Origin of the sequence: Actinomyces urogenitalis, assembly GCF_002861525.1 — a bacterium.
GTDB lineage: Bacteria > Actinomycetota > Actinomycetes > Actinomycetales > Actinomycetaceae > Actinomyces > Actinomyces urogenitalis.
Window position 1 is genome coordinate 244,246 of sequence record NZ_PKHA01000001.1, and the last position, 23,896, is coordinate 268,141.

Sequence of the window (23,896 nt, forward strand, 5' to 3'; positions counted from 1 at the left end):
TCAGATCCGCCAGCCTCCTTACGCCACCGGTGCCCGGTGCTACAGCTCCTCGTAGGTGGCCGGATCCTGGCCGGCTAGGCGGTGGCCACCATCGCCCAGCGCCGTGATCCGGCCGATCTCCTCAGGAGTCAGGCGCAGCGAGGCGGAGGCGAGGTTCTCCTCCTGGCGCGCCCGGGTGGAGGACTTTGGGATGGCGGTCACGCCGCGAGCCACGTGCCAGGCCAGGATCGCCTGGGCGGGGCTGGCCGAGTGCGCGGCGGCGACCTCGGCGACCACCGGGTTGCTCAGGATGTCCGACTTGCGCCCGAGCGGGCTCCACGCCTCCGTCGTGATACCGCGGGAGGCGTTGTAGGCGATCTGCTCGGTGTTGGGGAAGAACGGGTGGGACTCGATCTGGTTGACCTCAGGCAGCACGCCGGTCTCCCCCTCCAGGCCCTCAATGTGCTCGGGCAGGAAGTTCGAGACACCGATGTGGCGCACCAGACCACGTTCGCGAGCCTCGATGAGCGCCCTCCAGGTCTCCACGTACTTGTTCTGGGCGGGGTTGGGCCAGTGCAGGAGGTAGAGGTCGATGGCGCCGATCGGACGCATCCGCGAGACGGACTCCTCCACCGCCGCCAGGCCCTGCTCGTAGCCGTAGTACCGGCCGGGCACCTTGGAGGTCACCACGATCTCCTCGCGGCAGGCCAGGCCGGCCTCGACGGCGCCAGCCACGCCGTCAGCCACGCAGCCCTCGTTCTCGTAGGAGAAGGCTGAGTCGATGAGACGGTAGCCGACCTCGATGGCCGAGGTCACGGCCTGTGCCCCGGCGCGGCCACGCAGGTTGTAGGTTCCGAATCCAATGGCGGGCAGGGACAGGGGGCGGATGGCGTCACTCATACCTGCAGGTTACGTGTCATGGCCTCCACACGCTGGGGCTCGCCGCACACGAGGAGGTACTCCGTGTTGCGCGTGTGGCTGATCCGGCTGACCTTCTGGCCGTGAGGGTTGAAGACCCCGATGCGGGCGCCGTTGTAGCGCTGGGAGGCGAAGGAAAGCACCTCGACGGCGCCGCCGCGCACCTGGCACATCTCGCGCAGCTCCCCCAGGGGCACGAATCCCTCGTTAGAGAAGGACAGGATGAGGACCTCGGCACGCACGGTGGCGATCAGCTCAGCCAGGGCCTGGGGCATCTGACGCCGCTTGTTGAACACCGACTTCGTGGCCTCATCGCGGCAGTCCAGCCTCTTGCAGGCCACGCCGTAGTACTCCGGGGCGTCCCAGCGCACCAGGGTCTCCCACACGTGGTAGTTCGTGTAGTAGCGGTGCTGGTTGTAAGGCGGGTCGAGGTAGGCCACGTCGACCGGGTCGAGGCTGTCAACGACGTCGAGCACGTCAGCGCGCAGGGCTCGGCCGGTACCCGGCACCAGCGGCGGTGCCTTGAGGGTCAGTGGCCTGAACGAGCGCGGGGCCCACTCCTTGAGGTAGGCCATCTGGACCCCCACGGTGGAGTCGACGGCGTCAGCCGCCTCGATCAGGCTGGTCAGGAGGACCGGGTAGAGCCAGGTGCCCGCGTAGTCGGTCTCGATCGCCTGGCGGACGGCGTCGATCCGCATGGCGTTGGCGCGCTGGAAGTATCGCGCGGCCTCGCTGAAGGTGCGGGTGATGTAGCCGCGCACGCCCGGCAGGGCGTTGAGGCGGGCCAGCGCCTGCTTCAGCTCAGCGTGATCGGCGGGGGTGAGTGCCTGGGCGTCGAGCTCGACGTAGGTACGGGCGAAGATCTCGGAGTAGGAGGCGATGTCGACGGCGGTGGTCGCGATCCCCTGACGGCACATCTCCTGGGCCACGCGGGTGGTGCCGGTGAACAGGTCCAGCCCCGTCGTGGCGCCCGAGGTGGCAAATATCCGACCCAGCACGGGCACGAGCAGGCGCTTGGAGCCGAGGTACTTGATCATGACCGCCCTCCCTGCCTGCGCCGTGACTGCCGAGACCCGCTCTCAGCCACCGTTCGTACCTGCCGCATGGTACTTGGCGCCGGCCAGGCTGCCAGATCGCGGGCCGCACGAACGGTGCGACGCGTATCGGGTGCCGCCGCCCTCAGTATGCAAACGCCATTGCGCAAATGGTATTGCAGACCTACTCTTGTTGTCATGAACAACGACGAGCAGCCCGCGTCAACCCCTCCGCTGACCTCCTCTCCCGCCCAGGAGCGGCGTTCTGCGCTACACCACAACCGGGACTACCTGGCCTGGTTCCTCGCTGACACCTCCTCCCAGCTGGGCAGGTCGATCCAGGCCTTCGCCATGCTGCTCATCGGCTACGCCGTCACTGGCTCCGTGGTCCAGGCAGGCCTGGTGTCCACGGTGTCCACCGTCGCCAGCCTCGTCCTGACCCTGCCGGGCGGCGTGCTCGTGGACCGATGGGACCGCAGGCTCAGCCTCACCGTCTCCGGCCTGGCTCGCGCCACCATCTTTGGTGCCGCGGCGGCGGCATGGTGGTGCGCAGGGCTCTCAGCGTCCCTGCTCTACGCCGTCGCCGCGGTCTCTGGCGCCCTGACGGGTCTGTTCTCCACCGCCTCCGACGCCGCCCTGAAGTCAGTGGTCCCGACCGAGGACCTGCCCAGGGCCGTGTCGGCCAACCAGGGCCGGGACGCCGCGATCAACCTCCTGGGAGCTCCTGTCTCCGGACTCCTCATCAATATCTCTTACGGCCTGCCCCTGCTTGCCGGGGCACTGTGCCCTCTGCTCCAGGCGGTCGCCACGCGGCTGATCCGCGCGGACCTGCGGCCTCGGCCTGAGCAGTCGCAGGATCCGGGGACCGGCTCCGACCCCTCCCCTTCCGGCCGGGTCTCCGTCATCGCTGACCTCCTGGACGGCTTCGCCGTCTTCCGTCAGATCGAGGTCCTTCCGAGGATCGTCGCGGCCCTGGTCCTGGTCAATACCGGCATCCAGGCCCTCATGGTCGGCATCACGCTCACCCTCCAGTCCTCCGGGACGCCCGCCTGGCAGATCGGCCTGCTCGACGGCGCGGTCGGGGTCGGCATGCTCGCTGGTGCGACCTTTGCCGGTCCTCTCGTTACCCGCGCGCCGAGCGGCCGGCTCATCATCACAGGCTTTCTGTTTATCGCGGTCTTCCTCGTCCCCCTGGCCTTCGCCCAGGACGTGCCCGTCATGCTCGGGCTCCTGGCGGTGGTGGGACTGGCCCTGCCGGTGGTCAACGGTGCGCTCGGCGGCTACATGCAGGCCCAGATTCCTGACGCCTTGCAGGGCCGGGCCCTGTCAGCGATCGGCCTGGTCATCTCGTGTGCGCCGGCCCTCATGCCGGCGGCGGTCGGGGTCGGACTGACGCAGCTGGGCTCGGCCACCACGCTCGCGCTGACCTGCGTGCTCTTCCCGGCAGCGGCTGGCGTCCTGGCCTCAAGCAGGTCGATTCGCGAGCTGCCTCGGCCGGACCGGTGGGTAGCAGCAGTGTCTCGCACCGTGGTGCCACCTCAGGCAGGTGACGCATACGATGAGGCCCGCAGGGTGCACTGAGCACCGACGTCGGAGCACGGGGAGGACGGGCTGTGAGCACAGGTGCGCACCAGGGTGGTGCCGATCAGTCCCACACCGCCGCGTGGAGCGAGCCGGTTCCCGTGCCGGCCGAGGAGGCAGCCAGGCTGCTCACCCTCCTCACCCACCCCATCCGCTCCAAGATCCTGCGCACCATGGTGCACGGAGAGCCGATGCGGGTCTCCGACGTCGCCCAGGCGGTCGGCGAGCCGGCGAACTCGGTGTCCTACCACATGAGGGCCCTGGAGAAGGCCGGTGTCGCGCAGCGCCACGTGCCCACCGAGGGCGGCGACGGCCGCGAGACCTGGTGGGTGATCCCGGACTGGACGGGGCTGTCCTTCGACCCGGCCTCGATCCGGCAGCTTCCCGGTGGCGAGGCCGTGGTGGCGCAGTTCGAGCAGGCCGAGGCGGCACAGATCCTGGAGCTGTTCTCCGTGGCACGGCTGGAGGCTACTGAGGCGCTGGGGCTGCCCGGCCTGCGGGCGGACGGCCCCTTGCGGCTGACGCGCGAGGAGGCCCAGGCCTTCCAGGAGGGCGTGACCGCGCTCATCTCTCGGGCGATCGAGGCCTCCCGGCGCCACTCGCGGGCAGGGGACGACGACGGCGAGCGGGCGTACGCCTACGACTACCGGGTCGCCCTGCTCGCCGCAGTGGACCAGCCTGACGCCCCTTCCGCCGGCTCGGCGTCCTAGGCCTGGAGCCCATGCGCTGCTGCACTCAGGAGTCCGGGTGCAGCGAGGTGTCGGCGTCGGTCACGCGCCAGGAGTGGAATCGGACCGTGAGCCCGGCGCGGGTCGGCGCGCAGACAAGGGGCCCTGCGGCGACGTCGTCAGCCCGTTCGAGGGGGAAGACGCGCAGCAGCCGCAGCGGCTGCCCAACCACGCCACCACGGATCGTGACGGCGTCGTCGGTCCAGCTGGCACGGATACGGACGCGCTGACCGAGCCACTGCGGCACCTGGGCCAGAGACCAGTCAGAGCAGCCGTTGGTGACGACGGCGCCAGCGCTGAGCACGCCGTCGGCGTACTCCGTGGCAGCCTTGACCCAGCGTGAGGGCGAGCGGTGGATGAACAGGCCAGCCTGGTCGAACTGCTCCGAGAAAGCCGCGGTGTACTCGACCTCAACGGCCGTGCCGTACTCAAAGGGCGCCAGCAGACCGTGCTCCGAGGCATGGATGAAGCCGTACGAGGTGGTCCGCCAAGCATCCGAGCCCTCGACGGCGGTAACCAGCAGGTCCTCCCCCTCACGGCGCACCTCAGCCGGCTCATGGGTCCAGGTGCCCGTGTCCCATCGCACGTCCATGTCAGTCCTCCCGCCTGCGTGTACGACGAAGCCCGGTACCACTTTCCGCGTGATACCGGGCTTTTCGTCGGGCTGGCGGGATTTGAACCCACGACCCCTTGACCCCCAGTCAAGTGCGCTACCAAGCTGCGCCACAGCCCGTGACCTCACGGACCAGGTCCGCTCGGAACGAGTAGAACCTTAGCCCATGACGGCCTCGCACGAAAAATCCTGACACGGTGACCCCGCTCACCGCATCCCGGCGCTGGCCAGGACGCTAGCGCCGGCTACTCCCCCGCGTGCCAGGCCGCCATCCCGCCCGCCACATTGGTGAGATCTCCGGTGTAGCCGGCCTGCCGGAGCACCTGGATCGCGCGCGCCGAGCGAATGCCCTTGGCACACAGCACGAGGGTCGGCCGCGCCGGCTCAAGCTCGCCCATCCTGCCCGTCACCTCCGCCAACGGGATGTGCAGCGCGCCAGGGAAGGGATCGAGAGCCACCTCGACCGGCTCACGCACGTCAAGGACGGTGAGGTCACGGCCAACGATCTCACCCTCGGCCAGGCGCGCGCGCAGCCGCGACGCGGTGATCTGCTCACCCGCAGACCCCTCCCCCACGATGCTGGGCTGGGCCCCAGTGCCAGGAAGCCCGCAGAAGGCCTCGTAGTCGATCAGCTCGCGCACGCTCGGGTTCTCGCCGCACACCGGACAACCGGGGTTCTTGCGCAGTGGCAGCTGCGCCGTCGTCGCCTGCCAGGCGTTGACCATGAGCATCCGGCCGATGAGCGGGCGCGCCCCTCCCACGATGAGCTTGATCGCCTCGGTCGCCTGCATCGTGCCGATGATGCCCGGCATGACGCCCAGTACCCCGCCCTCGGCGCAGGACGGGACGGAACCGGGGTCGGGCGGCACGGGATGCACGCAGCGGTAGCACGGGCCCTGGCGGGCGTCGAAGACGCTGACCTGCCCGTCAGAACGGAAGACGGCTCCGTGGACGAGCGGCAGCCCCAGCATGACGCAGGCGTCGTTGACGAGGTAGCGCGTGGGGAAGTTGTCTGTGCCGTCCACCACGACGTCCCATCCACGCATGATCTCCAGGGCGTTGTCGCTGCGCAGCAGCGCCCTGTAGGTGACGACCTCGACGTCGGGGTTGAGTGCCTGGACGGCCTGGCGTGCCGACTCGGTCTTGTCCTGGCCCACCCCGGCGGTGGTGTACAGCACCTGGCGCTGGAGGTTGCTCAGCTCGACGACGTCGTCATCCACGATCCCGAGCCGTCCCACCCCGGCTGCGGCGAGGTACAGCGCTGCCGGGGAGGCGAGGGCACCGGCACCGATGAGCAGGACCCGGGCAGCGCGAATGCGCTGCTGGCCCACCACCCCGACCTCAGGAACCAGAGCGTTGCGCGAGTATCGGAGCCTGTCCTCAGCCGTGAGCGGCCGCAGCCGACCATCGGGGATGACGGACTCCCCGAGGTCGGCTGCGGTACGGCCTACGGCCGCGGCGGACTGTGCCTGGGCCCTCACGCGTCGCGTCGCTCGGCGCGGTAGCGGGCAATGAGCTGGCGCGTCGAGGCGTCCTGGGTCGACAAGGCCTGCTCGTCACCGCCCACGGCCGGTGCGATCTCGAGGGCGAGCTTCTTGCCCAGCTCCACGCCCCACTGGTCGAAGGAGTCAATGCCCCACACGATGCCCTCGGTGAAGGTGATGTGCTCGTACAGGGCGATGAGCTGGCCCACCACCGAGGGGGTGAGCGCCGGGGCGAGGATCGACGTCGTCGGACGGTTCCCGGCGAAGACGCGGGCCGGCACGATGGCCTCGGGCGTGCCCTCAGCGCGGACCTCCTCGGCCGTCTTGCCAAAGGCGAGCGCGGCAGTCTGGGCCAGGTAGTTGGCCAGGAACAGCTCGTGGACGTCCTTGTCCCCGTCCTTGGTGGGGTGGGCGGGGTTGGCCACGGCGATGAAGTCAGCCGGGATGAGCTCGGTGCCCTGGTGGATGAGCTGGTAGAAGGCGTGCTGGCCGTTGGTGCCCGGCTCTCCCCAGAAGACCTCGCCGGTCTCGGTGGTCACGGGGCTGCCGTCCCAGCGCACGGACTTGCCGTTGGACTCCATGGTCAGCTGCTGGAGGTAGGCCGGGAAGCGGTGGAGGTACTGGGCGTAGGGCAGCACGGCGTGCGTGGCGGCCTTGAAGAAGTTGCGGTACCACACGTTGAGCAGGCCCATGAGCATGGGGACGTTCTCGGCCGGGGCCTTGGTGGCGAAGTGCTCGTCCACAGTGTGGAAGCCGTCCAGGAACTCGGCAAAGGCCTCGGGGCCCACAGTCACGGCCAGGACCGTGCCGACGGCGGAGTCCACGGAGTAGCGCCCGCCCACCCAGCTCCAGAAGCCGAAGGCGTTGACCGGGTCGATGCCGAAGGCCTCAACCTTCTCCAGCGCCGTGGACACGGCCACGAAGTGCTTGGCGATGGCGCCCTCGGTCGGCACGCCCTTGGCCTGGAGGGCGCCAAGGAACCAGTCGCGGGCCATGCGGGCGTTGGTGAGGGTCTCCAGGGTCGTGAAGGTCTTGGAGGCGATGATGAACAGCGTCGTCTCCGGGTCGAGGTCCTTGACCTTCTCGGCGCAGTCGTTGGGGTCGATGTTGGAGATGAAGCGGGCGCTCAGCCCCTCCTGGACGTAAGGCTTGAGAGCCTCGTAGACCATCACCGGGCCCAGGTCCGAGCCACCGATGCCGATGTTGACCACCGTCTCGATGCGCTTGCCGGTCACTCCGGTCCACTCCCCCGAGCGCACCCGGCGGGCGAAGGCGTAGATCTTCTCCAGCGTCGCGTGGACGTCGGCAACCACGTCCTGACCGTCCACGGTCAGTGAGTCGGTCGCCGGTCGGCGCAGGGCCGTGTGCAGGACCGCGCGGTCCTCGGTGACGTTGATGTGCTCGCCGGCGTACATGGCGTCACGGCGACCGGGCACGTCCACCTGCTCCGCCAGCGCCACGAGGGCGTCACGGACCTCGTCGGTCAGGAGGTTCTTGGACAGGTCGACGAAGAGGTCGCCGAGCTCGTAGGACAGGCGCTCAGCGCGGTCAGGGTCGGAGTCGAACCAGCTGCGCAGGTCGGGCTCCAGCTCCTGGTGCAGCTGAGTGAGGGTCGCCCAGGCGGGCGTGGTCGTGGCATCAACAGGCTTGAGCATGGCCCCAGTCTAGGGCTCGACGGCGCCTGCCTCACCTCTGCCCTGTGGCCGGCGGGCCGTCAGCGGCGCTGACGCTTCTCGCGCACCCGCACCCCGATCTGGATCGGCGAGCCGACGAAGCCGAACTCCTCACGTAGGCGTCGCTCGATGAAACGCCGGTAGCCGGCGTCAAGGAATCCGGTGGTGAAGATCACGATGCGCGGTGGCGCGGTCTGCACCTGGGTGGCGAAGAGGATACGCGGCTGCTTGCCCCCGCGCAGCGGGTGGGGCGTGGCCGCCTGGAGCTCTCCGAGGAAGGCGTTGAGACGACCGGTGGGGATGCGGGTGGTCCAGCCCTCCAGGGCCGCGTCCAGGGCGCGCACGAGCCGGTTGGTGTGCCAGCCGGTGCGGGCGGCGAGGTTGATGTGGGGAGCCCAGGCCACGTGCGCCAGGTCGTGCTCGGTCTCCCAGGTGAGCATCTTCTGACGCTCCTCATCCACCAGGTCCCACTTGTTGTTGACCAGCACCAGAGCGCGTCCGGCGTCGACCACCTGCTGGATGACGCGCACGTCCTGCTCGCTGACGCTCTCCGAGGCGTCCAGGAGCACGACGGCGACCTCGGCCTTCTCAATCGCGCCCTGGGTACGTAGCACGGCGTAGTAGTCCGCGCCCCGCGACTGCTTGACGCGACGACGGATGCCGGCGGTGTCGATGAACAGCCACTGGCGCCCGTCCAGCTCGATGACCTCGTCAACAGGGTCTCGGGTGGTGCCGGCCAGCTCGTTGACCACGACGCGCTGGGAGCCGGCGATGGAGTTGAGCAGGCTCGACTTGCCGACGTTGGGACGGCCCACCAGGGCCACCCGGTTGAGGCTGCCGTGCTCGGGCGAGGGTCCGGCGACGGAGGAGACCTCCGGCAGGATCGCCATGGCGGCGTCAAGCACCTCACCTGAGCCACGCCCGTGGAGGGCGGAGACGGGGTAGGGCTCGCCCAGGCCCAGGTTCCACAGCGCCGCGGCGTCGCCCTCCTGGGCGGCGGAGTCGACCTTGTTGGCGGCCAGGACAACCGGCTTGCCCGAGCGGCGCAGCATCTTGACCACGCTGGCGTCGGTGGCCGTGATGCCGACCTGCGCGTCGACGACGAGGATGACGGCGTCAGCCAGCTCGACGGCGACCTCAGCCTGCGTGGCCACGGCCTGGTCGAGCCCCTTGACGTCCAGCTCCCAGCCGCCGGTGTCCACGATCGTGAAGCGGCGTCCAGCCCACTCCGCCGGGTAGGACACTCGGTCACGGGTCACGCCCGGGGTGTCCTGGACGACGGCGACGCGGCGGCCGAGCACGCGGTTGACGAGCGTGGACTTGCCGACGTTGGGACGACCCACGACGGCGAGCACCGGCAGCCCGGCATCGAGCCCGCCGTCGGCCTCAGGCACCTCTTGCGCCTCCAGCAGCGCCCGGTCCTCCTCGTCCAGCTCGTAGTCCTCCAGCCCGGCACGCAGCGCCGCGGCCCGCAGGTCCTCCTCAGCGTCCCTGGCCGCAGCCTCGTCCAGGGCCTGCTCAATGAGGTCGACCACGTGCTCCACGGACTGCTCAAGCGTCATGTCGCTGGTGTCGACCAGCGTCACGCCCTCGGGCGCGGTGAGGAACTGGGAGACGGTGGCATCGTCGCGGTCGCGGCGCACCACCTGGTCCCGCAGAGCCGCGGCGTCCACCGCCTTGCCGGCCGCCTCCAGGTCTGCGGCCCGGCGAGCCAGACGCGCCTCCTCGCTGGCGGTCACCAGCAGACGGACCTGCGCCTGCGGAGCAATGACGGTCGTGACGTCACGACCCTCGGCCACGATCCCGGCGCCGCCGGAGAAGGAGGAAGCGTCGCCGAGGGACTCGGCGTGGATGATCTCGCGCTGGAGGCGCGCCAGCTCGGCGCGCACGGACAGGTTGGTCGCCACGGTGGAGACCACCTGCGAGATATGCGGCTCGCGAATCGCCTGGCTGATGTCCACCCCGTCGCACACGACGGTGGGAGCCTGCGGGTCAAGGCCCATATCCAGGGGCATCGTCTCCACAGCAGCGGTCACCGCCTCAGGATCAGCCAGGTCCACGCCGCTGCGCTCACACCACCAGGCAGCAGCGCGGTACATGGCGCCGGTGTCCAGGTACGCCAGCCCCAGATGGGCAGCCACGCGCTTGGAGACGGTCGACTTACCCGACCCGCTCGGTCCGTCGATAGCGACGACGATTCCCATCCCTGCCTCCTTCACCCCGCCCGGCGCTGCAGGCCTGGGCGGTTGCGGTCATAGTCCGGAGCAAGACTGCCACGAAGGCGTGGCTAGAGCCGAACGACCCGCCAGCCGCCCTCCTCCAGGGTCTCCTCCAGCGGCTGTGCTGCCGCAGGCGAGACGGAGAGCATGGCGATACCGGCTGACTGTCCGGCCGAGTGCTCCATGGCGAAGTCCTCGATATTGACTCCGGCGGCGCCGACGTCGGAGAAGAGCCTGCCGAGCGACCCGGCGGTATCGGGAACGAGGACCTGGACCTCGGCGTAGCGCCGCGGCGCTCCGCCGTGCTTGCCAGGGATCCGCGCCTGGCCGGTGTTCCCTCGTCCCATGACGTCCGTGATGGCGCCCACGGCGCCCGGAGCGATGGTCTGCGCCCGCCCAGCGGCGGTGTAGTCGGGCGAGGCCGGGTCGACGGCGGCTGGAGCGATCCCGCCGATGAGCGTGTCCAGGTCCTCGCGCAGTGCCCGCAGAAGCCCCACGACGGGCCCGGCGTTGCCCACGAGGATGGCTGACCACAGCCGGGGGTCGGAGGCGGCGATGCGCGTGGTGTCGCGCAGTCCCTGCCCGGCCAGTGCCAGCGCCGACTCAGGTAGCTCCTCCAGTCGGGCGGCCAGCAGGGAGGAGACCAGCTGAGGCACGTGACTGACCGCGGCGACAGCCTCGTCATGCTCCGCCGCCGCCATGCGCAGCGGGGTCGCACCGACGTCGACGGCGAGGTTGCGCACGACGAGCTCGGCCTGGGGCGTGGCACCATCGGGCACGATGACCCAGGGACGGCCCACGAAGAGGTCGCAGTCCGCGGCGCCTGCTCCCGAGCGCTCGCGCCCGGCCATGGGGTGACTGCCCACGTAGCGGCGCACCTCCTGCCCCGCGTGCGCGCGGACCTCAGCCACCACCCGCTGCTTGACGCTGGCGACGTCGGTGACCACGGCCTCGGGGAAGGCCGACAGCTGCGCGAGTACCACGCTGGCAGCGACGTCGGGCGGCGTAGCCACGACGACGAGCTGGGGCGCCTCATCGCCGTCGCTACGCACACGGCCGGCACCCATGTCCCGGGCCAGCGCGAGCGAGGTGGGGCTCGTGTCAGACAGCTGGACCGCGACCCCGGAGGCGGACAGTGCCAGGGCGAGCGAGGTGCCCAGCAGCCCTGTGCCCACCACGAGCACGGGCCCCTGCGTGGCGACCGTGCCGTGAGGGTTGGTCGGTGGCGTCGTCGGTGCGCTGCTCATAGCCCGACCTCCTGCTGGAGGGCCGTGATCTCCTCGCCGGTCAGCCGTCGCATCTGCCCGGGGCGCAGGCCCCCGATGCCCAGCGGTCCGAGCTTCGTGCGGGCCAGACGCGTCACCGGGTGGCCGACGGCGTCCAGCATGCGGCGCACGATCCGGTTCTTGCCCGAGTGCAGCGTGATCTCCACGATCGAACCGGAGGGGCCGGCGTCCTTGACCACGACGCGGTCAGCCTGGGCCAGGCCGTCGTCCAGCTCGATACCACGCCTCAGCTTGCGCGGCACCCAGCCCTCCACCTGGCCCTCGACGATGGCGACGTAGGTCTTGGAGATCTCGAAGCTGGGATGCATGAGGCGGTGGGCCAGGTCGCCGTCATTCGACAGCAGCAGCAGGCCCTCGGTCTCGGTGTCGAGCCGGCCGACGTGGACCAGGCGGACGGACTCGGGGTGCTCGAGCTCTGTGCGGTGCTCACTGATGAACTGCTCAGCCAGGCCCGCCACCGTGGGGCGGCCCTGAGGATCCTCCATCGTTGTCACCACACCGGCGGGCTTGTGGAGCAGGACCGTGATGACGTCGGGGTCGGTCAGCACCCGCGAACCGTCCACGCGGATCTCCTGGCGGCTGGGGTCCACACGCACACCAGGCTCAGTGACCACGACGCCGTCCACGCTCACGCGCCCGGCCGCAATGATCTCCTCGCACGCACGGCGCGAGGCCACGCCTGCGTGGGCCAGCACCTTCTGCAGGCGCTCGCCGGTGGCCACGTACGGGTCGTCGGCTCCCCCACGTCCGGCTCGCTCGCGCTCGGCCACGATCCGGGCCTCCTCGTCCTCGTCGAGGGCCTCAGCGTCGAAGGCCGCCAGGAGCTCAGCATCCTCCTCCTCGTTCAGCTCCTCGACGTCGTCGGCGTCATAGAACTCCTCGCCGCCCAGCTCGCCCAGCGGCACCTGTACGGCGGGGTAGGTCTCGTGGCTCATCGGTTGCTCCTCTCGGCAGCCTCGTCCTCGATCTCGGCCAGGGCGGTGGTGTCTGGAAGGTAGGGGGCCAGGGGTGCCAGCTCGTCGAGGGAGTCGATACCCAGGTACTCCAGGAACTGCGTGGTGGTGCGGTACAGCAGGGCCCCGGAGGGCTCGGAGCCGGCCTCCTCGATGAGACCGCGCGCGTGCAGCGTGCGCACCACGCCGTCGACGTTAACCCCTCGGATCGCGGCTACCCGACCGCGCGTGACGGGTTGGCGGTAGGCAATGACGGCCAGGGTCTCCAGCGCGGCCTGGGAGAGCCGAGAGGTGGCCCCGCCGATGACGAAGCGCTGGACGAGGTCGTCAAACTGCGCGGCTGAGGCCAGCCGCCAGCCCCCGGCGCCCCGGCGCACGACGAAGCCGCGTGCGGGCAGACCCACCTGCTCACCGGCGTACTCGCGAGCCAAGGAGTCAAGGACCGCCTCAGCCTGCGCCTCCTCCACGCCAAGCACCTGCGCCAGACCCGCGGCGGTGACCGGCTCATCGGCCACGATGAGGATCGCCTCGGTGGCCGCGCGCAGCTGGGGCTGTGGTACGGCGGAGATCTCGCCCTGGTGGGCGCCCGGTGCGCTCATGCGAACTCCTCCTCAACGTCTGTGGCCATGATGCCAGCCAAGGAGCCTGACTCGCCGGTCCAGGTCACGGTGATCTCCTCCATCGCCTCGTGCTGGGCCAGGTCCACGCTGCCCTCGCGGTGGAGGATGAGCAGGGCGAGGAAGCGGGCGACGACGACGGCCGTGCGGTCAGTGTCCTGGGTCAGCTCGGTGAAGGTCAGGCGGCCGTGGACCCGCAGCCGTAGGGCGATGAGGTTCATCTGCTCACCCACCGGCACCCGCTCGTGCAGGTGGACGGTCTGGACACCGGGATCGGCCGGTCGGGAGAAGGCCGCGGCAGCCAGGCGCGCCAGGTCCTGCGGGCTCAGGGAGCCCACGAGCCGGGGCAGGAGCGCCGCCAGCTGCGGCGGCAGGCCGACCACCCGTGGGTGGCAGCGCGCCACCTGCTCGGCCTGGACACGGAAGGCCGCAGCCGCCTCCTTGTAGGCGCGGTACTGCAGCAGGCGGGCGAAGAGCAGGTCCCGGGCCTCCAGGAGCTCCAGGTCCTCGCTGTCAGGCTCGTCCCCCTCGTGCGGAAGGAGCCGGTAGGCCTTGAGCGCCAGCAGCGTGGAGGCGACCACGAGGAACTCACTGGCGTGCCCCAGGTCCCAGTCGCTGCGCATATGGGCGATGAACTCGTCCGTCACCTCGGCCAGCGCCAGCTCAGTGACGTCCAGGCGCTTACGGGCGATGAGGGTGAGCAGGAGGTCAAAGGGCCCCTCGAACTGGGGCAGGGCGACGTTGAAGCCGGGCACGCGGGCCGGAGCGGAGGCCTCGCCGCCCACCGCCTCCTTGCCGGCGGGTGCGGGCCAGCCGCCACCCTGGTGCTCAGGCGACATCGCCCCGGGCGATGACCTCTCGTGCCAGTCGCCGGTAGGCCTCCGCCCCGGCGTGGGTGGGAGCGTAGCTCGTGATCGGCTCAGCGGCGACGGAGGCGTCGGGGAACTTGATGGTCCGCCGGATCTGGGTGTCGAAGAGCTGGTCCCCGAAGGCCTCGACCAGACGCTCGAGCACCTCACGCGAGTGCAGGGTGCGCGGGTCGACCATCGTGGCCAGGATCCCGTCGACCTGGAGACGCGGGTTGAGGCGGTCACGGACCCGGTCGACGGTCTCAATGAGCAGCGCCACCCCGCGCAGGGCGAAGAACTCGGTCTCCAGCGGGATGATGACGCCGTGGGACGCGGTCAGCGCGTTGATCGTCAGCAGGCCGAGCGAGGGCTGGCAGTCCACGAGGATGACGTCGTACTCGTCGAGGACCGGGCGCAGCACGCGAGCCAGCGCCTGCTCACGCGCCACCTCGCCGACCAGCTGGACCTCAGCCGCCGACAGGTCGATATTGGCCGGGACGATGTCCAGGCCCGGGGTCGAGGTGTGGTGGATGACCGGGCGCACGTCCGGGCGGGCGGCCACGAGCAGGTCGTAGATCGTCGTGTCCAGCTCATGGGCGTTGATCCCCAGTCCCGCGCTGGCCGCGCCCTGGGGGTCGAAGTCGACGATGAGGACCCGGCGACCGTACTCGGCCAGCGCGGCACCGAGGTTGATGGTCGTCGTCGTCTTGCCGACGCCGCCCTTCTGGTTGCACATCGAGATGACGCGGGCCGGCCCGTGCGTGGTCAGCGGTGCCGGCTGCGCAAAGACCTTGTCCTCAGCCTGCGGGGTCTCAGGCAGGTCAATAAGCCCGGGCTGGCTGCGCTGTCCGTGTCGCTGGTCGGAGTCACTCACGGGGCACACCTTATCCGAGATCAGCCGCGGGCACGGGGGTGGCTCGTGGCATAGACCTCACGCAGGTGCTCCACCGTGACCTTGGTGTAGATCTGTGTGGTGGTCACCGAGGCGTGGCCGAGCATCTCCTGGACCACCCGCACATCGGCGCCGCCGGCCAGAAGGTGCGTGGCGAAGGAATGGCGCAGCGTGTGCGGCGAGACGTGCTTGTCAGCTCCCAGGCCCGCCCGCGCGCTGGCCTGGCGCAGTACGCCCCAGGCGGACTGGCGCGAGAGGGGGCGTCCAAGGGTGTTGAGGAAGACCTCCGGCACGCCCCGGCCCTTGGCCGCCAGGACGGGCCGTGCCTGGACGAGGTAGGCGTCCAGCGCGTCCCAGGCATACTGGCCCACCGGCACGATGCGTTCCTTGCGGCCCTTGCCAAACAGCCGGATGCAGCCTGACTCCCGGTCGAGGTCATCGATGACCAGGCCGACCGCCTCGGAGATACGCGCCCCCGTGGCGTAGAGCAGCTCCAGCAGCGCCCGGTCCCTCAGGCTGCGGGGTGAGTCATCAGTGCTGGCGGCCTCCAGCAGCGCCTGGACCTCCTCGACTGACAGGGCCTTGGGCAGGCGCCGGCCCACCTGCGGAGGATGGACCGCGGCCGACGGGTCGACGTCGGTGTTGCCCTCATCGAGCAGGAACTTGTGCCAGCCGCGCACCGCCGTCACCGTCCGGGAGGCCGACGACGCAGCGAGAGCCCGGCCGCCGTCGTCACCGGTGCGAATCGCCTCCAGGAAGGCGGCTACGTCCGCCTCCGTGACGGCTGCGAGATCCTGGACTCCCCGCGCGAGCAGGAAGCGGCAGTAGCGCGTGAGATCACGCTCGTAGGCCGCCAGCGTGTTGGGGCTCAGCCCACGCTCGACGCGCAGGTGGGCCAGGTAGCCACGACGCGCCCGCTCCAGCGCAACCGGCAGCTCAGCCGAACTTGACAACGAGCCCCAGGCCCACGATCGCCAGGGCCCACACGATCGCCACGCCGACGGTGATGCGGTTGAGGTTACGCTCAGCCACACCGGAGGTGCCGGCGGAGGAGGTGATGCCACCGCCGAACATATCCGACAGGCCACCTCCCTTGCCCTTGTGCATGAGGATGGTCATGATGAGGAAGAAGCTGGAGAGAACGAGGAGCACCTCGAGAGCAATCTTCAGGATGTCCATGCGTCTTTCCTTCGCTGTGTGTGGGCCGTGCCGGGCGGTCAGGAACCGCGCCAGTGCTTGACCATACCTGATGAACGGGCCGAGGCCCTGTCACCTTCCTCAGAAGATGACAGGGCCTCGGTCACTCTCGGTGTGAGGTAGACCTCGCCACGGGGCCGGCTCAGGCGTAGAAGCTCGCCATGGCAGCGAAGGAGTCGGCCTTGAGCGAGGCGCCACCGACGAGCGCGCCGTCGACGTCGGCCTGGGCCATGAGCTCCTTGATGTTGCCCGGCTTGGCCGAGCCACCGTAAAGCACGCGCGTGGCCTCAGCGGTCGCGTCACCGTAGTCGGCGCGCAGAGCCTGACGGATAGCGCCGCAGACCTCCTGGGCGTCCTCGGCGGTCGCGGTCTCGCCGGTGCCGATGGCCCAGATGGGCTCGTAGGCGATGACGATCTTGGCGACGTCCTCGGCGCTCCAGCCCTCCAGGGCGGCACGGATCTGGCCGAGCACGAACTCGACGTGGGTGCCAGCCTTGCGGATCTCCAGAGCCTCGCCGCAGCACAGGATCGGGGTCATTCCGGCATCGAGCACCTTGCGAGCCTTGGCGCCCACCAGGGCGTCGGACTCGTTGTGGTACTCGCGGCGCTCGGAGTGGCCCATGACCACGTAGCTGCAGCCCAGCTTGGTGAGCATGGCGGTGGAGATCTCACCGGTGTAGGCGCCGTTGTCGTGGATGGAGACGTCCTGAGCGCCGTACGTGATGTCCAGGCCGTCGGCCTCGACGATGGTCTGGACCGTGCGGATGTCGGTGAAGGGAGGGATGACCAGGACCTCGCACTTGGCGAAGTCGTGGTCAGAGTCCTTCAGTTCCATGGCCAGGCCCTGGACAAGGTGGTTGGCCTCGAGGTGGTCGAGGTTCATCTTCCAGTTGCCCGCCATCAGCGGGGTGCGGTTGCTCATCTGTATCAGCCTTCCAGGACGGAGATGCCGGGCAGGGTCTTGCCCTCGAGGAGCTCGAGGGAGGCGCCGCCACCGGTGGAGATGTGGGAGAAGGTGGACTCGTCGAAGCCGAGCGTGCGCACGGCGGCAGCGGAGTCGCCACCACCGATGACGCTGAAGGCCTCAGAGTCGGAGATCGCCTGGGCCACGGCCTTAGTGCCGGCAGCGAAGGCGGGGAACTCGAAGACGCCCATGGGGCCGTTCCACACCACGGTCTTGGAGGTGGCGATGGCCTCGGCGTACAGAGCCTGAGTCTTGGGACCGATGTCCAGGCCCATCTGCTCGGCCGGGATGGAGTCGGCGTCGACGACGGTCGCCGGTGCGTCGGCCTTGAACTCGGGGGCGACGACGACGTCGACCGGGACGAGGAGCTCGACGCCCTTGTCCTTGGCGGTGGCCAGGTAGCCCTTGACCGTGTCGATCTGGTCCTTCTCCAGCAGCGAGGTTCCCACCTCGTAGCCCTGGGCCGCCAGGAAGGTGAAGGCCATGCCGCCACCGATGAGCAGGCGGTCGGCCTTGCCCAGCAGGTTGGCGATGACGCCCAGCTTGTCGGAGACCTTGGAGCCACCCAGCACCACGGTGTAGGGGCGCTCAGGGTCGTTGACGGCCTTGGACAGGGACTCGATCTCCTTGCCCACGAGCAGGCCGGCGGCGGCCGGCAGGATCTGGGCGACGTCGTAGACGGAGGCCTGCTTACGGTGGACCACGCCGAAGCCGTCGGAGACGAAGACGTCAGCCAGCGAGGCGAGCTCCTTGGCGAAGGCCTGACGCTCGACGTCGTCCTTTGAGGTCTCGGCGGCGTTGAAGCGGACGTTCTCCAGCAGGACGATCTCGCCGTCGGCCAGGCCGGCCACGGCGGCCTTGGCGGACTCGCCCACGGTATCCTCGGCCAGCGTCACCTTGACACCGGTGACCTCAGCCAGGCGCTTGGCCACAGGGGCCAGGGAGAAGTCGGGGTTGACCTGCCCCTTGGGGCGGCCCAGGTGCGCCACGATGATGACCTTGGCGCCGGCCTCCAGGAGGGTCTTGAGGGTGGGCAGGGCGGCCTGGATACGGCCGTCGTCGGTGATGTTCTTCTCAGCGTCGAGCGGGACGTTGAAGTCGGAGCGGACCAGGACGCGCTTGCCGCGCAGGTCGCCCAGGGACTCGATGGTCTTCATGAGGCCTCTTTCTGTCAGTGGGGTGGGGCGGGCTGCGGCGTACCAGGGCACGCCCGCGGCCCAAAGGAGCCCTGGCGAGGCGACGCCCGCGCACGCAGTGGCGTGCGCGGGCGTCGTCGTCAGGTGCTCATTGCGAGCGGTACGTCAGGCCAGCTTGGAGGAGACCAGGGAGGTCAGGCGCACCAGGGCGTTGGAGTAGCCCCACTCGTTGTCGTACCAGGAGACGACCTTGACCTGGTCGCCGATGATCTTCGTCAGCTTGGAGTCGAAGATCGAGGTGTGGGAGTCGTGGACGATGTCGGTGGAGACGAGGTCCTCCTCCGAGTACTCCAGAACACCCTTGAGCTCGCCCTCAGCGGCAGCCTTCATAGCGGCGTTGATCTCCTCAGCGGTGACCGGCTTGGAGGGCTTGAAGGTCAGGTCGACGACGGAGCCGGTGGGAACCGGGACGCGCATAGCGTAGCCGTCGAGCTTGCCCTTGAGCTGCGGGAGGACCAGGGACACGGCGCGGGCGGCACCGGTGGAGGTCGGGACGATGTTGAGGGCAGCGGCGCGGGCGCGACGCAGGTCCTTGTGCGGGGCGTCGTGCAGGCGCTGGTCACCGGTGTAGGCGTGGACCGTCACCATGAGGCCGGACTCGATGCCGAAGTTCTCGTCGAGAACCTTGGCGAAGGGGGCCAGGCAGTTGGTGGTGCACGAGGCGTTCGAGATGATGTTGTGCTTCGCCGGGTCGTAGTCCTTGTCGTTGACACCCATGACGAAGGTGGCGTCCTCGTTCTTCGCCGGGGCGGAGATGATGACCTTCTTGGCGCCGCCGTCCACGTGGGCCTTGGCCTTGGTGGCGTCGGTGAAGAAGCCGGTGGACTCGATGACGATGTCCACGCCCAGCTCGCCCCAGGGCAGCTCGGCGGGGTCGCGGTGAGCCAGCACGCGGATGGCCTTGCCGTCGACGATGATGTTCTCCTCGTCGTAGGAGACCTCAGCGTTCAGACGACCCATGACGGAGTCAAACTTGAGGAGGTGGGCGAGAGTCTTGATGTCGGTGAGGTCGTTGACGGCGACGATCTCGAAGTCGACTCCCTGCTCCAGAGCGGCGCGGAAGAAGTTGCGGCCGATGCGGCCGAAGCCGTTGATACCAACGCGGGTGGTCACTTTGTGTCCTCCTAGTGCGCCGGTCGGGCGCACGTCTTCGTAACTGTATGCACACAGTGTGTGCACCGAGGCACGAGAGCCGAGCCCTTCGTGTCCGGCACAGGCGAGTCTAGCGGCAGGCGGGCTGCCAGCGCGACCGGCCACCACGCCAAGGGCGAACAGCGCACCCGTGAACCGGCGTCACCAGGTCGGGCGTGACACAGGTCGCGCCTGGCTTCGGGACCGTGGTCCCAGGCCGCGGCTACATATCAAGCATGTCCTGGGTCAGGACGGACTCGGTGTCCGCGATCCCCAGCTCGTGGGCGCGCTTGTCCGCCATCGCCAGCAGGCGCCTGATCCGGCCCGCCACGGCGTCCTTGGTCAGCTGGGGCTCAGAGAGCTGGCCCAGCTCCTCCAGGCTCGCCTGCTTGTGCTCCATGCGCAGCCTGCCGGCCTGGACCAGGTGCTCGGGGACGTCGTCGCCCAGGATCTCGAAGGCACGCTCCACCCGCGCCCCGGAGGCCACGGCCGCACGGGCCGAGCGGCGCAGGTTGGCGTCGTCGAAGTTAGCCAGGCGGTTGGCCGTTCCCCGTGTCTCGCGGCGCGAGCGGCGCTCGCCCCACACACGGTAGGCCTCAACCGCCCCCATCTTCTCCAGCAGCACGCCGATGGCCTCGCCATCGCGCACCACCACGCGGTCGGCGCCGCGCACCTCCCGGGCCTTGGCAGCGATGTCGAAACGTCGCGCGGCCCCCACCAGGGCCAGGGCCGCCTCGGAGCCAGGGCAGGTGATCTCCAGGGAGGAGGAGCGTCCCGGCTCCGTCAGCGAGCCCCGCGCGAGGAAGGCACCACGCCAGGCCGCTGCCGCCGCGGCGCGACCGCCCTGGACCACGGCCACCGGCATGCCGCGCACCGGCCGCCCGTGGGCGTCCACGAGCCCCGCCAGCCGAGCCAGGTCACGCCCCCGCTCGCTCACGCGCAGCACGTAGCGCGATCCGCGGTGCAGCGAGCCTCCGCGCACCACCATGACCTCGGGCTCCAGGGAGTACAGGTCCTTGAGCTCGCGGTGCAGGCGCCGTACCGCCCCGCCGTGGTCCAGCTCAGCCTCGACGACGATCTGACCGGAGACGATGTGCAGTCCGCCGGCAAAGCGCAGCATCGAGGCGACCTCGGCGCGCCGCTGGGGCATGGGGCCAGGTACCACGCGCGCCAGCTCGTCCTTGACGGTGACCGTCAGCGACATGGAGATGCTCCTTCCAGTGTGGTCCTCACAAGGCCTGCTCCTGCTCGGCCCGCCGGTCGGCCTCAACGTCTCCCAGGACGTCGTCGAAGGCGTCACGGAAGGCGGCGGCCAGCCGCAGCGGGTCATGCAGGCAGCTTCCGTCACCGGACCGTACCTGACGCAGGACAAGGGTCGCCCCCATCTGCTCACACACCTGGGCCAGAGAGTCCAGGTCGTCGACAGTGGAGGGATCGGCCAGGACGACGTCCAGGCCAAAACCTGGAGCATAGTCGGACAGCACACGCAGGTGGTCGGCCGGGCTCATGCCGTCGGTCTCACCGCGCTGGGTCGAGAGGTTGAGGACCGCCACCTTGCGGGCGCTGGTCGACATCAGGGCCTGGCGCATCGAGGGCAGGATGAGGTGCGGCAGCACCGAGGTGTACCAGGAGCCCGGTCCCAGGACCACCCAGTCCGCCTCGTCGATCGCGCGCACCGCCTCGGGATGGGCGACGGCGTCAGAGGGCTCTAGGCAGACGTTCTCCAGCCGCCCGCGTGCCGTGGCCACCGCCACCTGGCCACGCACCCGCCGGCGTCGGGCGGCGTCGACGACGTCAGCCTCGATCACCAGGGGTGAGCTGCTCATGGGCACCACCCGCCCGTGGATCGCCAGCAGGCGTCCCACCCAGTCCAGGCCCTCGACCTCGTCACCGAGCAGCTGCCACAGGGCCAGGATGAGCAGGTTGCCCAGAGCGTGGTTGTCCAGCTCCCCCTGGCCGGCGAAACGGTGCTGAAGGACGTCGCGCCAGGTCAGTCCCCACTCCGAGTCGTCGGTCAGCGAGGCCAGCGCCATGCGCAGGTCCCCCGGCGGCAGGCAGTCGAACTCCTGGCGCAGTCGTCCTGAGGAGCCGCCGTCGTCAGCGACCGTGACCACCGCGGTCAGGCGGTGGGTGACGTGGCGCAGCGCCCGCAAGGTGGCGCTCAGTCCGTGGCCGCCTCCCAGGGCGACGACGGCGGGTCCCTCCTCGCCCCGGCGCCGCCAGCCGGCGGAGTCGAGGGTGGTGGCGCGGTGCTGGAGCTCGCTCACGGCTACTCCCTCCCTAGGTCGCGGTGCTGGACGACGACGTTGAATCCCTGCAGACGCAGCCTGGCGGCGATCCGCTCGGCCGAGGCAACCGAGCGGTGCTTGCCGCCGGTGCATCCCACGGCGATCATGACGTTGGGCTTGAGCTCGTCAACGTAGTGCGGCAGTGCCGGCACGAGCAGGTCGGCGTAGCCGTCGACGAAGGCGGCAGCCCCCTCCTGGCGGAAGACGTACTCGGCCACCGGCGCGTCACGCCCGGTCAGGTGCCGCAGCTCGGTGACCCAGTAGGGGTTGGGGATGAAACGCACGTCCAGGACGTGGTCGGCATCCATCGGGATGCCGTACTTGAAGCCGAAGGAGCTCACCGTCACCCGCAGGGCGAGATCGGACTCGCTGGCCACGAGCTCGCGGATGCGTCGGGCCAGGTCGTGGACGGAGAGGTTGGTGGTGTCGATCACGTCATCGGCCTGTCCCTTGAGCCCGGCCAGCAGCGTGCGCTCGTGGGCGATGCCGTCCAGGATCGTGCCGGTGCCCTGGAGAGGATGAGGTCGCCTGGAGGACTCGAAGCGGCGGATGAGGATGGAGTCGGAGGCGTCCAGGAAGATCAGGCGCACCGTCGTACCGGCCTCGCGCAGCTGGCTGAGGTACTGCATGAAGCTGGCGAAGAACTCACGGCTGCGCACGTCCACCACCGCGGCCAGGCGGTGCACGCCCGCGCCCACCGTCGTCATCATGCCGGCCAGGGCCGGAAGCAGCTGGGGAGGGAGGTTGTCCACCACGTACCAGTCCAGGTCTTCCAGGGCGTTGGCGGCGCGCGAGCGCCCGGCTCCAGACATTCCGGTGACCACGAGCATCTCGGGACGCTGAGCAGGCGAGACCGGCGGGGTGGCCCGGTCGATCGCTGGGATGCCGTAGGGGACGGTGTCGCTGGAGGGCGCGGCGGCTGGAGCAGCAGGGGTGGTGTCGTGGGCGTCCATGACCTGATCATGGCACTAACGCCGGTAGCGTGGTGCCCGCGTGGGCCCGGTGCCCGCCGTGAATGAAGGCAGGGTCGGGACGACCCACCAGCGAAGGAGAAGGCGTTGGGCACGAGGATCGGTACACCGTGGACGCAGGACGCCACCCGCGTCGCGCTGCTCGGGTCCGGCGAGATCGGCAAGGAGGTGGCCATCGCGCTCACGCGCCTGGGAGTCGAGGTCACCGCGATCGACCGCTATGACGGCGCCCCGGCCCAGCAGGTGGCCCACAACGCGCTGACCGTGGACATGTCCGACCCAGTCGCGCTGGCCGGCGCGATCCGCTCCTGCGGCGCGCAGATCGTCGTCCCCGAGATCGAGGCCCTGGCGACCGACGCCCTGGTCGAGCTTGAGGCGGCAGGCGAGGTCCGCGTGGTGCCCACCGCCCGCGCCGTGCGGCTGACGATGGACCGCGAGGGCATCCGGCGCCTGGCCGCCGAGGAGCTGGGGCTGGCGACCAGCCCCTATGTCTTCGCCTCGAGCCTGGACGAGCTGCGGGCCGGGGTGGAGCGGGTTGGTCTTCCCTGCGTCGTCAAGCCCGTCATGTCCTCCTCCGGCCACGGCCAGTCGGTGGTGCGTGAGGCCAGCCAGATCGAGCAGGCCTGGCGCTACGCCGCCCAGGACGGCCGCGTGGACCGCGGTCGGGTGATCGTCGAGGGCTTCGTGGACTTCGACACCGAGATCACGCTGCTCACCGTCCGCTCACGCGACCCGCGCACCGGCCAGACCGTGACCAGCTTCTGCGAGCCGATCGGCCACCGTCAGGTCGACGGCGACTACGTGGAGTCCTGGCAGCCTCAGGCCCTGCCTGCCGCCGCGATAGAGCGGGCTGAGGAGGTCGCGGCCAAGGTCACCGGCGCGCTGGGAGGCTGGGGCCTGTTCGGCGTCGAGCTGTTCGTCGTGGGTGAGGAGGTGCTCTTCTCCGAGGTCTCCCCCAGGCCGCACGACACCGGGCTGGTGACCCTGGCCAGCCAGCGGCTCAGTGAGTTCGAGCTCCACGCCCGGGCGCTGCTCGGTCTGCCGGTGGACACCTCGCTGCGCTCCCCCGCGGCCTCCGCCGTCGTCAAGTCTCCGCTGGAGGCCGGCCACGGTGTGTGCTTCAGCGGGATCGAGCAGGCCCTGGCCGAGCCCGAGTCCGACCTGCGCCTGTTCGGCAAGCCCGTGGCCCACCCCGGCCGGCGGATGGGCGTGGCCGTGGCCAGCGCCGCAGAGGTGGAGGTCGCGCGTGAGCGGGCCCAGCGCACGGCAGGCAGCGTCGTCGTGACGACCTGCCCCACGCCCGAGACCGCCCAGCCCGCCTGAT

Annotated in this window: 22 protein-coding genes and 1 tRNA gene; 3 read left to right on the top strand and 20 right to left on the bottom strand. The window is 69.9% G+C overall.

Annotation, left to right across the window (positions count from 1 at the left end):
* Positions 1-39: 39 nt before the first annotated feature.
* Positions 40-879 (bottom strand): aldo/keto reductase, encoded by an 840-nt coding sequence (locus CYJ26_RS01030; RefSeq protein ID WP_006549704.1) that lies wholly within the window; start codon positions 877-879, stop codon positions 40-42.
* The gene (locus tag CYJ26_RS01035) at positions 876-1,934 is read right to left on the bottom strand and encodes a DNA adenine methylase (protein ID WP_101637786.1); all 1,059 of its coding nucleotides are present in this window, start codon (positions 1,932-1,934) and stop codon (positions 876-878) included. Before CYJ26_RS01035 ends, CYJ26_RS01030 begins: the two co-directional genes overlap by 4 nt.
* A gap of 195 nt (positions 1,935-2,129) precedes the next feature.
* On the opposite strand from CYJ26_RS01035, the gene CYJ26_RS01040 reads away from it, so the two are divergent.
* Both CYJ26_RS01040 and CYJ26_RS01045 read left to right on the top strand, forming a co-directional pair.
* Positions 2,130-3,512 carry an MFS transporter gene (locus tag CYJ26_RS01040; RefSeq protein ID WP_006549702.1) on the top strand — a complete coding sequence of 461 codons (1,383 nt, stop codon included), beginning with the start codon at positions 2,130-2,132 and terminating at the stop codon, positions 3,510-3,512.
* A gap of 32 nt (positions 3,513-3,544) precedes the next feature.
* Positions 3,545-4,222: an ArsR/SmtB family transcription factor gene (locus CYJ26_RS01045; RefSeq protein ID WP_040319871.1), complete on the top strand. Its 678-nt coding sequence runs from the start codon at positions 3,545-3,547 to the stop codon at positions 4,220-4,222.
* A 25-nt stretch (positions 4,223-4,247) separates the two neighbouring features.
* Here the strand turns inward: CYJ26_RS01045 and CYJ26_RS01050 are convergent, their stop codons facing one another.
* The 18 genes from CYJ26_RS01050 to rapZ all read right to left on the bottom strand — a co-directional run bounded on the left by CYJ26_RS01050 (position 4,248) and on the right by rapZ (position 22,554).
* Positions 4,248-4,832 (bottom strand): DUF1349 domain-containing protein, encoded by a 585-nt coding sequence (locus tag CYJ26_RS01050; RefSeq protein WP_101637787.1) that lies wholly within the window; start codon positions 4,830-4,832, stop codon positions 4,248-4,250.
* Positions 4,833-4,899: 67 nt separating this feature from the next.
* A tRNA-Pro gene (locus CYJ26_RS01055) sits at positions 4,900-4,973 on the bottom strand.
* 125 nt (positions 4,974-5,098) lie between these two features.
* The gene (gene moeB / locus CYJ26_RS01060) at positions 5,099-6,334 is read right to left on the bottom strand and encodes a molybdopterin-synthase adenylyltransferase MoeB (protein WP_006549700.1); all 1,236 of its coding nucleotides are present in this window, start codon (positions 6,332-6,334) and stop codon (positions 5,099-5,101) included.
* Entirely contained in the window at positions 6,331-7,992 is a 1,662-nt protein-coding gene (gene pgi / locus CYJ26_RS01065) for a glucose-6-phosphate isomerase (RefSeq protein WP_006549699.1), read from the bottom strand. Before pgi ends, moeB begins: the two co-directional genes overlap by 4 nt.
* 59 nt (positions 7,993-8,051) lie before the next feature.
* Positions 8,052-10,214 (bottom strand): bifunctional cytidylate kinase/GTPase Der, encoded by a 2,163-nt coding sequence (der, locus tag CYJ26_RS01070; protein WP_006549698.1) that lies wholly within the window; start codon positions 10,212-10,214, stop codon positions 8,052-8,054.
* Positions 10,215-10,297: 83 nt separating this feature from the next.
* Positions 10,298-11,476 carry a prephenate dehydrogenase gene (locus CYJ26_RS01075; protein WP_006549697.1) on the bottom strand — a complete coding sequence of 393 codons (1,179 nt, stop codon included), beginning with the start codon at positions 11,474-11,476 and terminating at the stop codon, positions 10,298-10,300.
* Positions 11,473-12,450, bottom strand: coding sequence for a pseudouridine synthase (locus CYJ26_RS01080; RefSeq protein WP_101637788.1), 978 nt, complete (start codon positions 12,448-12,450; stop codon positions 11,473-11,475). The genes CYJ26_RS01075 and CYJ26_RS01080 overlap by 4 nt, the downstream gene beginning before the upstream one ends.
* The gene (gene scpB / locus CYJ26_RS01085; RefSeq protein WP_024036368.1) at positions 12,447-13,067 is read right to left on the bottom strand and encodes an SMC-Scp complex subunit ScpB; all 621 of its coding nucleotides are present in this window, start codon (positions 13,065-13,067) and stop codon (positions 12,447-12,449) included. Before scpB ends, CYJ26_RS01080 begins: the two co-directional genes overlap by 4 nt.
* Entirely contained in the window at positions 13,064-13,924 is an 861-nt protein-coding gene (locus CYJ26_RS01090; protein ID WP_006549694.1) for a segregation and condensation protein A, read from the bottom strand. The genes scpB and CYJ26_RS01090 overlap by 4 nt, the downstream gene beginning before the upstream one ends.
* Complete coding sequence (locus CYJ26_RS01095; RefSeq protein ID WP_006549693.1) at positions 13,914-14,807, bottom strand: ParA family protein; 894 nt, start codon at positions 14,805-14,807, stop codon at positions 13,914-13,916. Before CYJ26_RS01095 ends, CYJ26_RS01090 begins: the two co-directional genes overlap by 11 nt.
* Before the next feature lie 20 nt (positions 14,808-14,827).
* Positions 14,828-15,778, bottom strand: a complete 951-nt coding sequence (xerD, locus tag CYJ26_RS01100; protein ID WP_006549692.1) for a site-specific tyrosine recombinase XerD — start codon at positions 15,776-15,778, stop codon at positions 14,828-14,830.
* Positions 15,762-16,004 (bottom strand): preprotein translocase subunit SecG, encoded by a 243-nt coding sequence (gene secG, locus CYJ26_RS01105; RefSeq protein ID WP_006549691.1) that lies wholly within the window; start codon positions 16,002-16,004, stop codon positions 15,762-15,764. The genes xerD and secG overlap by 17 nt, the downstream gene beginning before the upstream one ends.
* Before the next feature lie 160 nt (positions 16,005-16,164).
* Complete coding sequence (gene tpiA / locus CYJ26_RS01110; RefSeq protein WP_006549690.1) at positions 16,165-16,944, bottom strand: triose-phosphate isomerase; 780 nt, start codon at positions 16,942-16,944, stop codon at positions 16,165-16,167.
* A gap of 5 nt (positions 16,945-16,949) precedes the next feature.
* Positions 16,950-18,143, bottom strand: a complete 1,194-nt coding sequence (locus CYJ26_RS01115) for a phosphoglycerate kinase (RefSeq protein ID WP_006549689.1) — start codon at positions 18,141-18,143, stop codon at positions 16,950-16,952.
* Between the two features lie 144 nt (positions 18,144-18,287).
* Complete coding sequence (gene gap / locus CYJ26_RS01120) at positions 18,288-19,295, bottom strand: type I glyceraldehyde-3-phosphate dehydrogenase (protein WP_006549688.1); 1,008 nt, start codon at positions 19,293-19,295, stop codon at positions 18,288-18,290.
* Between the two features lie 241 nt (positions 19,296-19,536).
* Complete coding sequence (whiA, locus tag CYJ26_RS01125; protein ID WP_024036437.1) at positions 19,537-20,517, bottom strand: DNA-binding protein WhiA; 981 nt, start codon at positions 20,515-20,517, stop codon at positions 19,537-19,539.
* Between the two features lie 25 nt (positions 20,518-20,542).
* On the bottom strand, positions 20,543-21,580 hold the full coding sequence (locus tag CYJ26_RS01130; RefSeq protein ID WP_006549685.1) for a gluconeogenesis factor YvcK family protein: 1,038 nt from the start codon (positions 21,578-21,580) through the stop codon (positions 20,543-20,545).
* Positions 21,581-21,582: 2 nt separating this feature from the next.
* On the bottom strand, positions 21,583-22,554 hold the full coding sequence (gene rapZ / locus CYJ26_RS01135; protein WP_006549684.1) for an RNase adapter RapZ: 972 nt from the start codon (positions 22,552-22,554) through the stop codon (positions 21,583-21,585).
* Positions 22,555-22,659: 105 nt separating this feature from the next.
* Here rapZ and purT point away from each other — a divergent pair, with 105 nt between their 5' ends.
* Complete coding sequence (gene purT / locus CYJ26_RS01140) at positions 22,660-23,895, top strand: formate-dependent phosphoribosylglycinamide formyltransferase (RefSeq protein ID WP_101637789.1); 1,236 nt, start codon at positions 22,660-22,662, stop codon at positions 23,893-23,895.
* Position 23,896 lies beyond the last annotated feature (1 nt).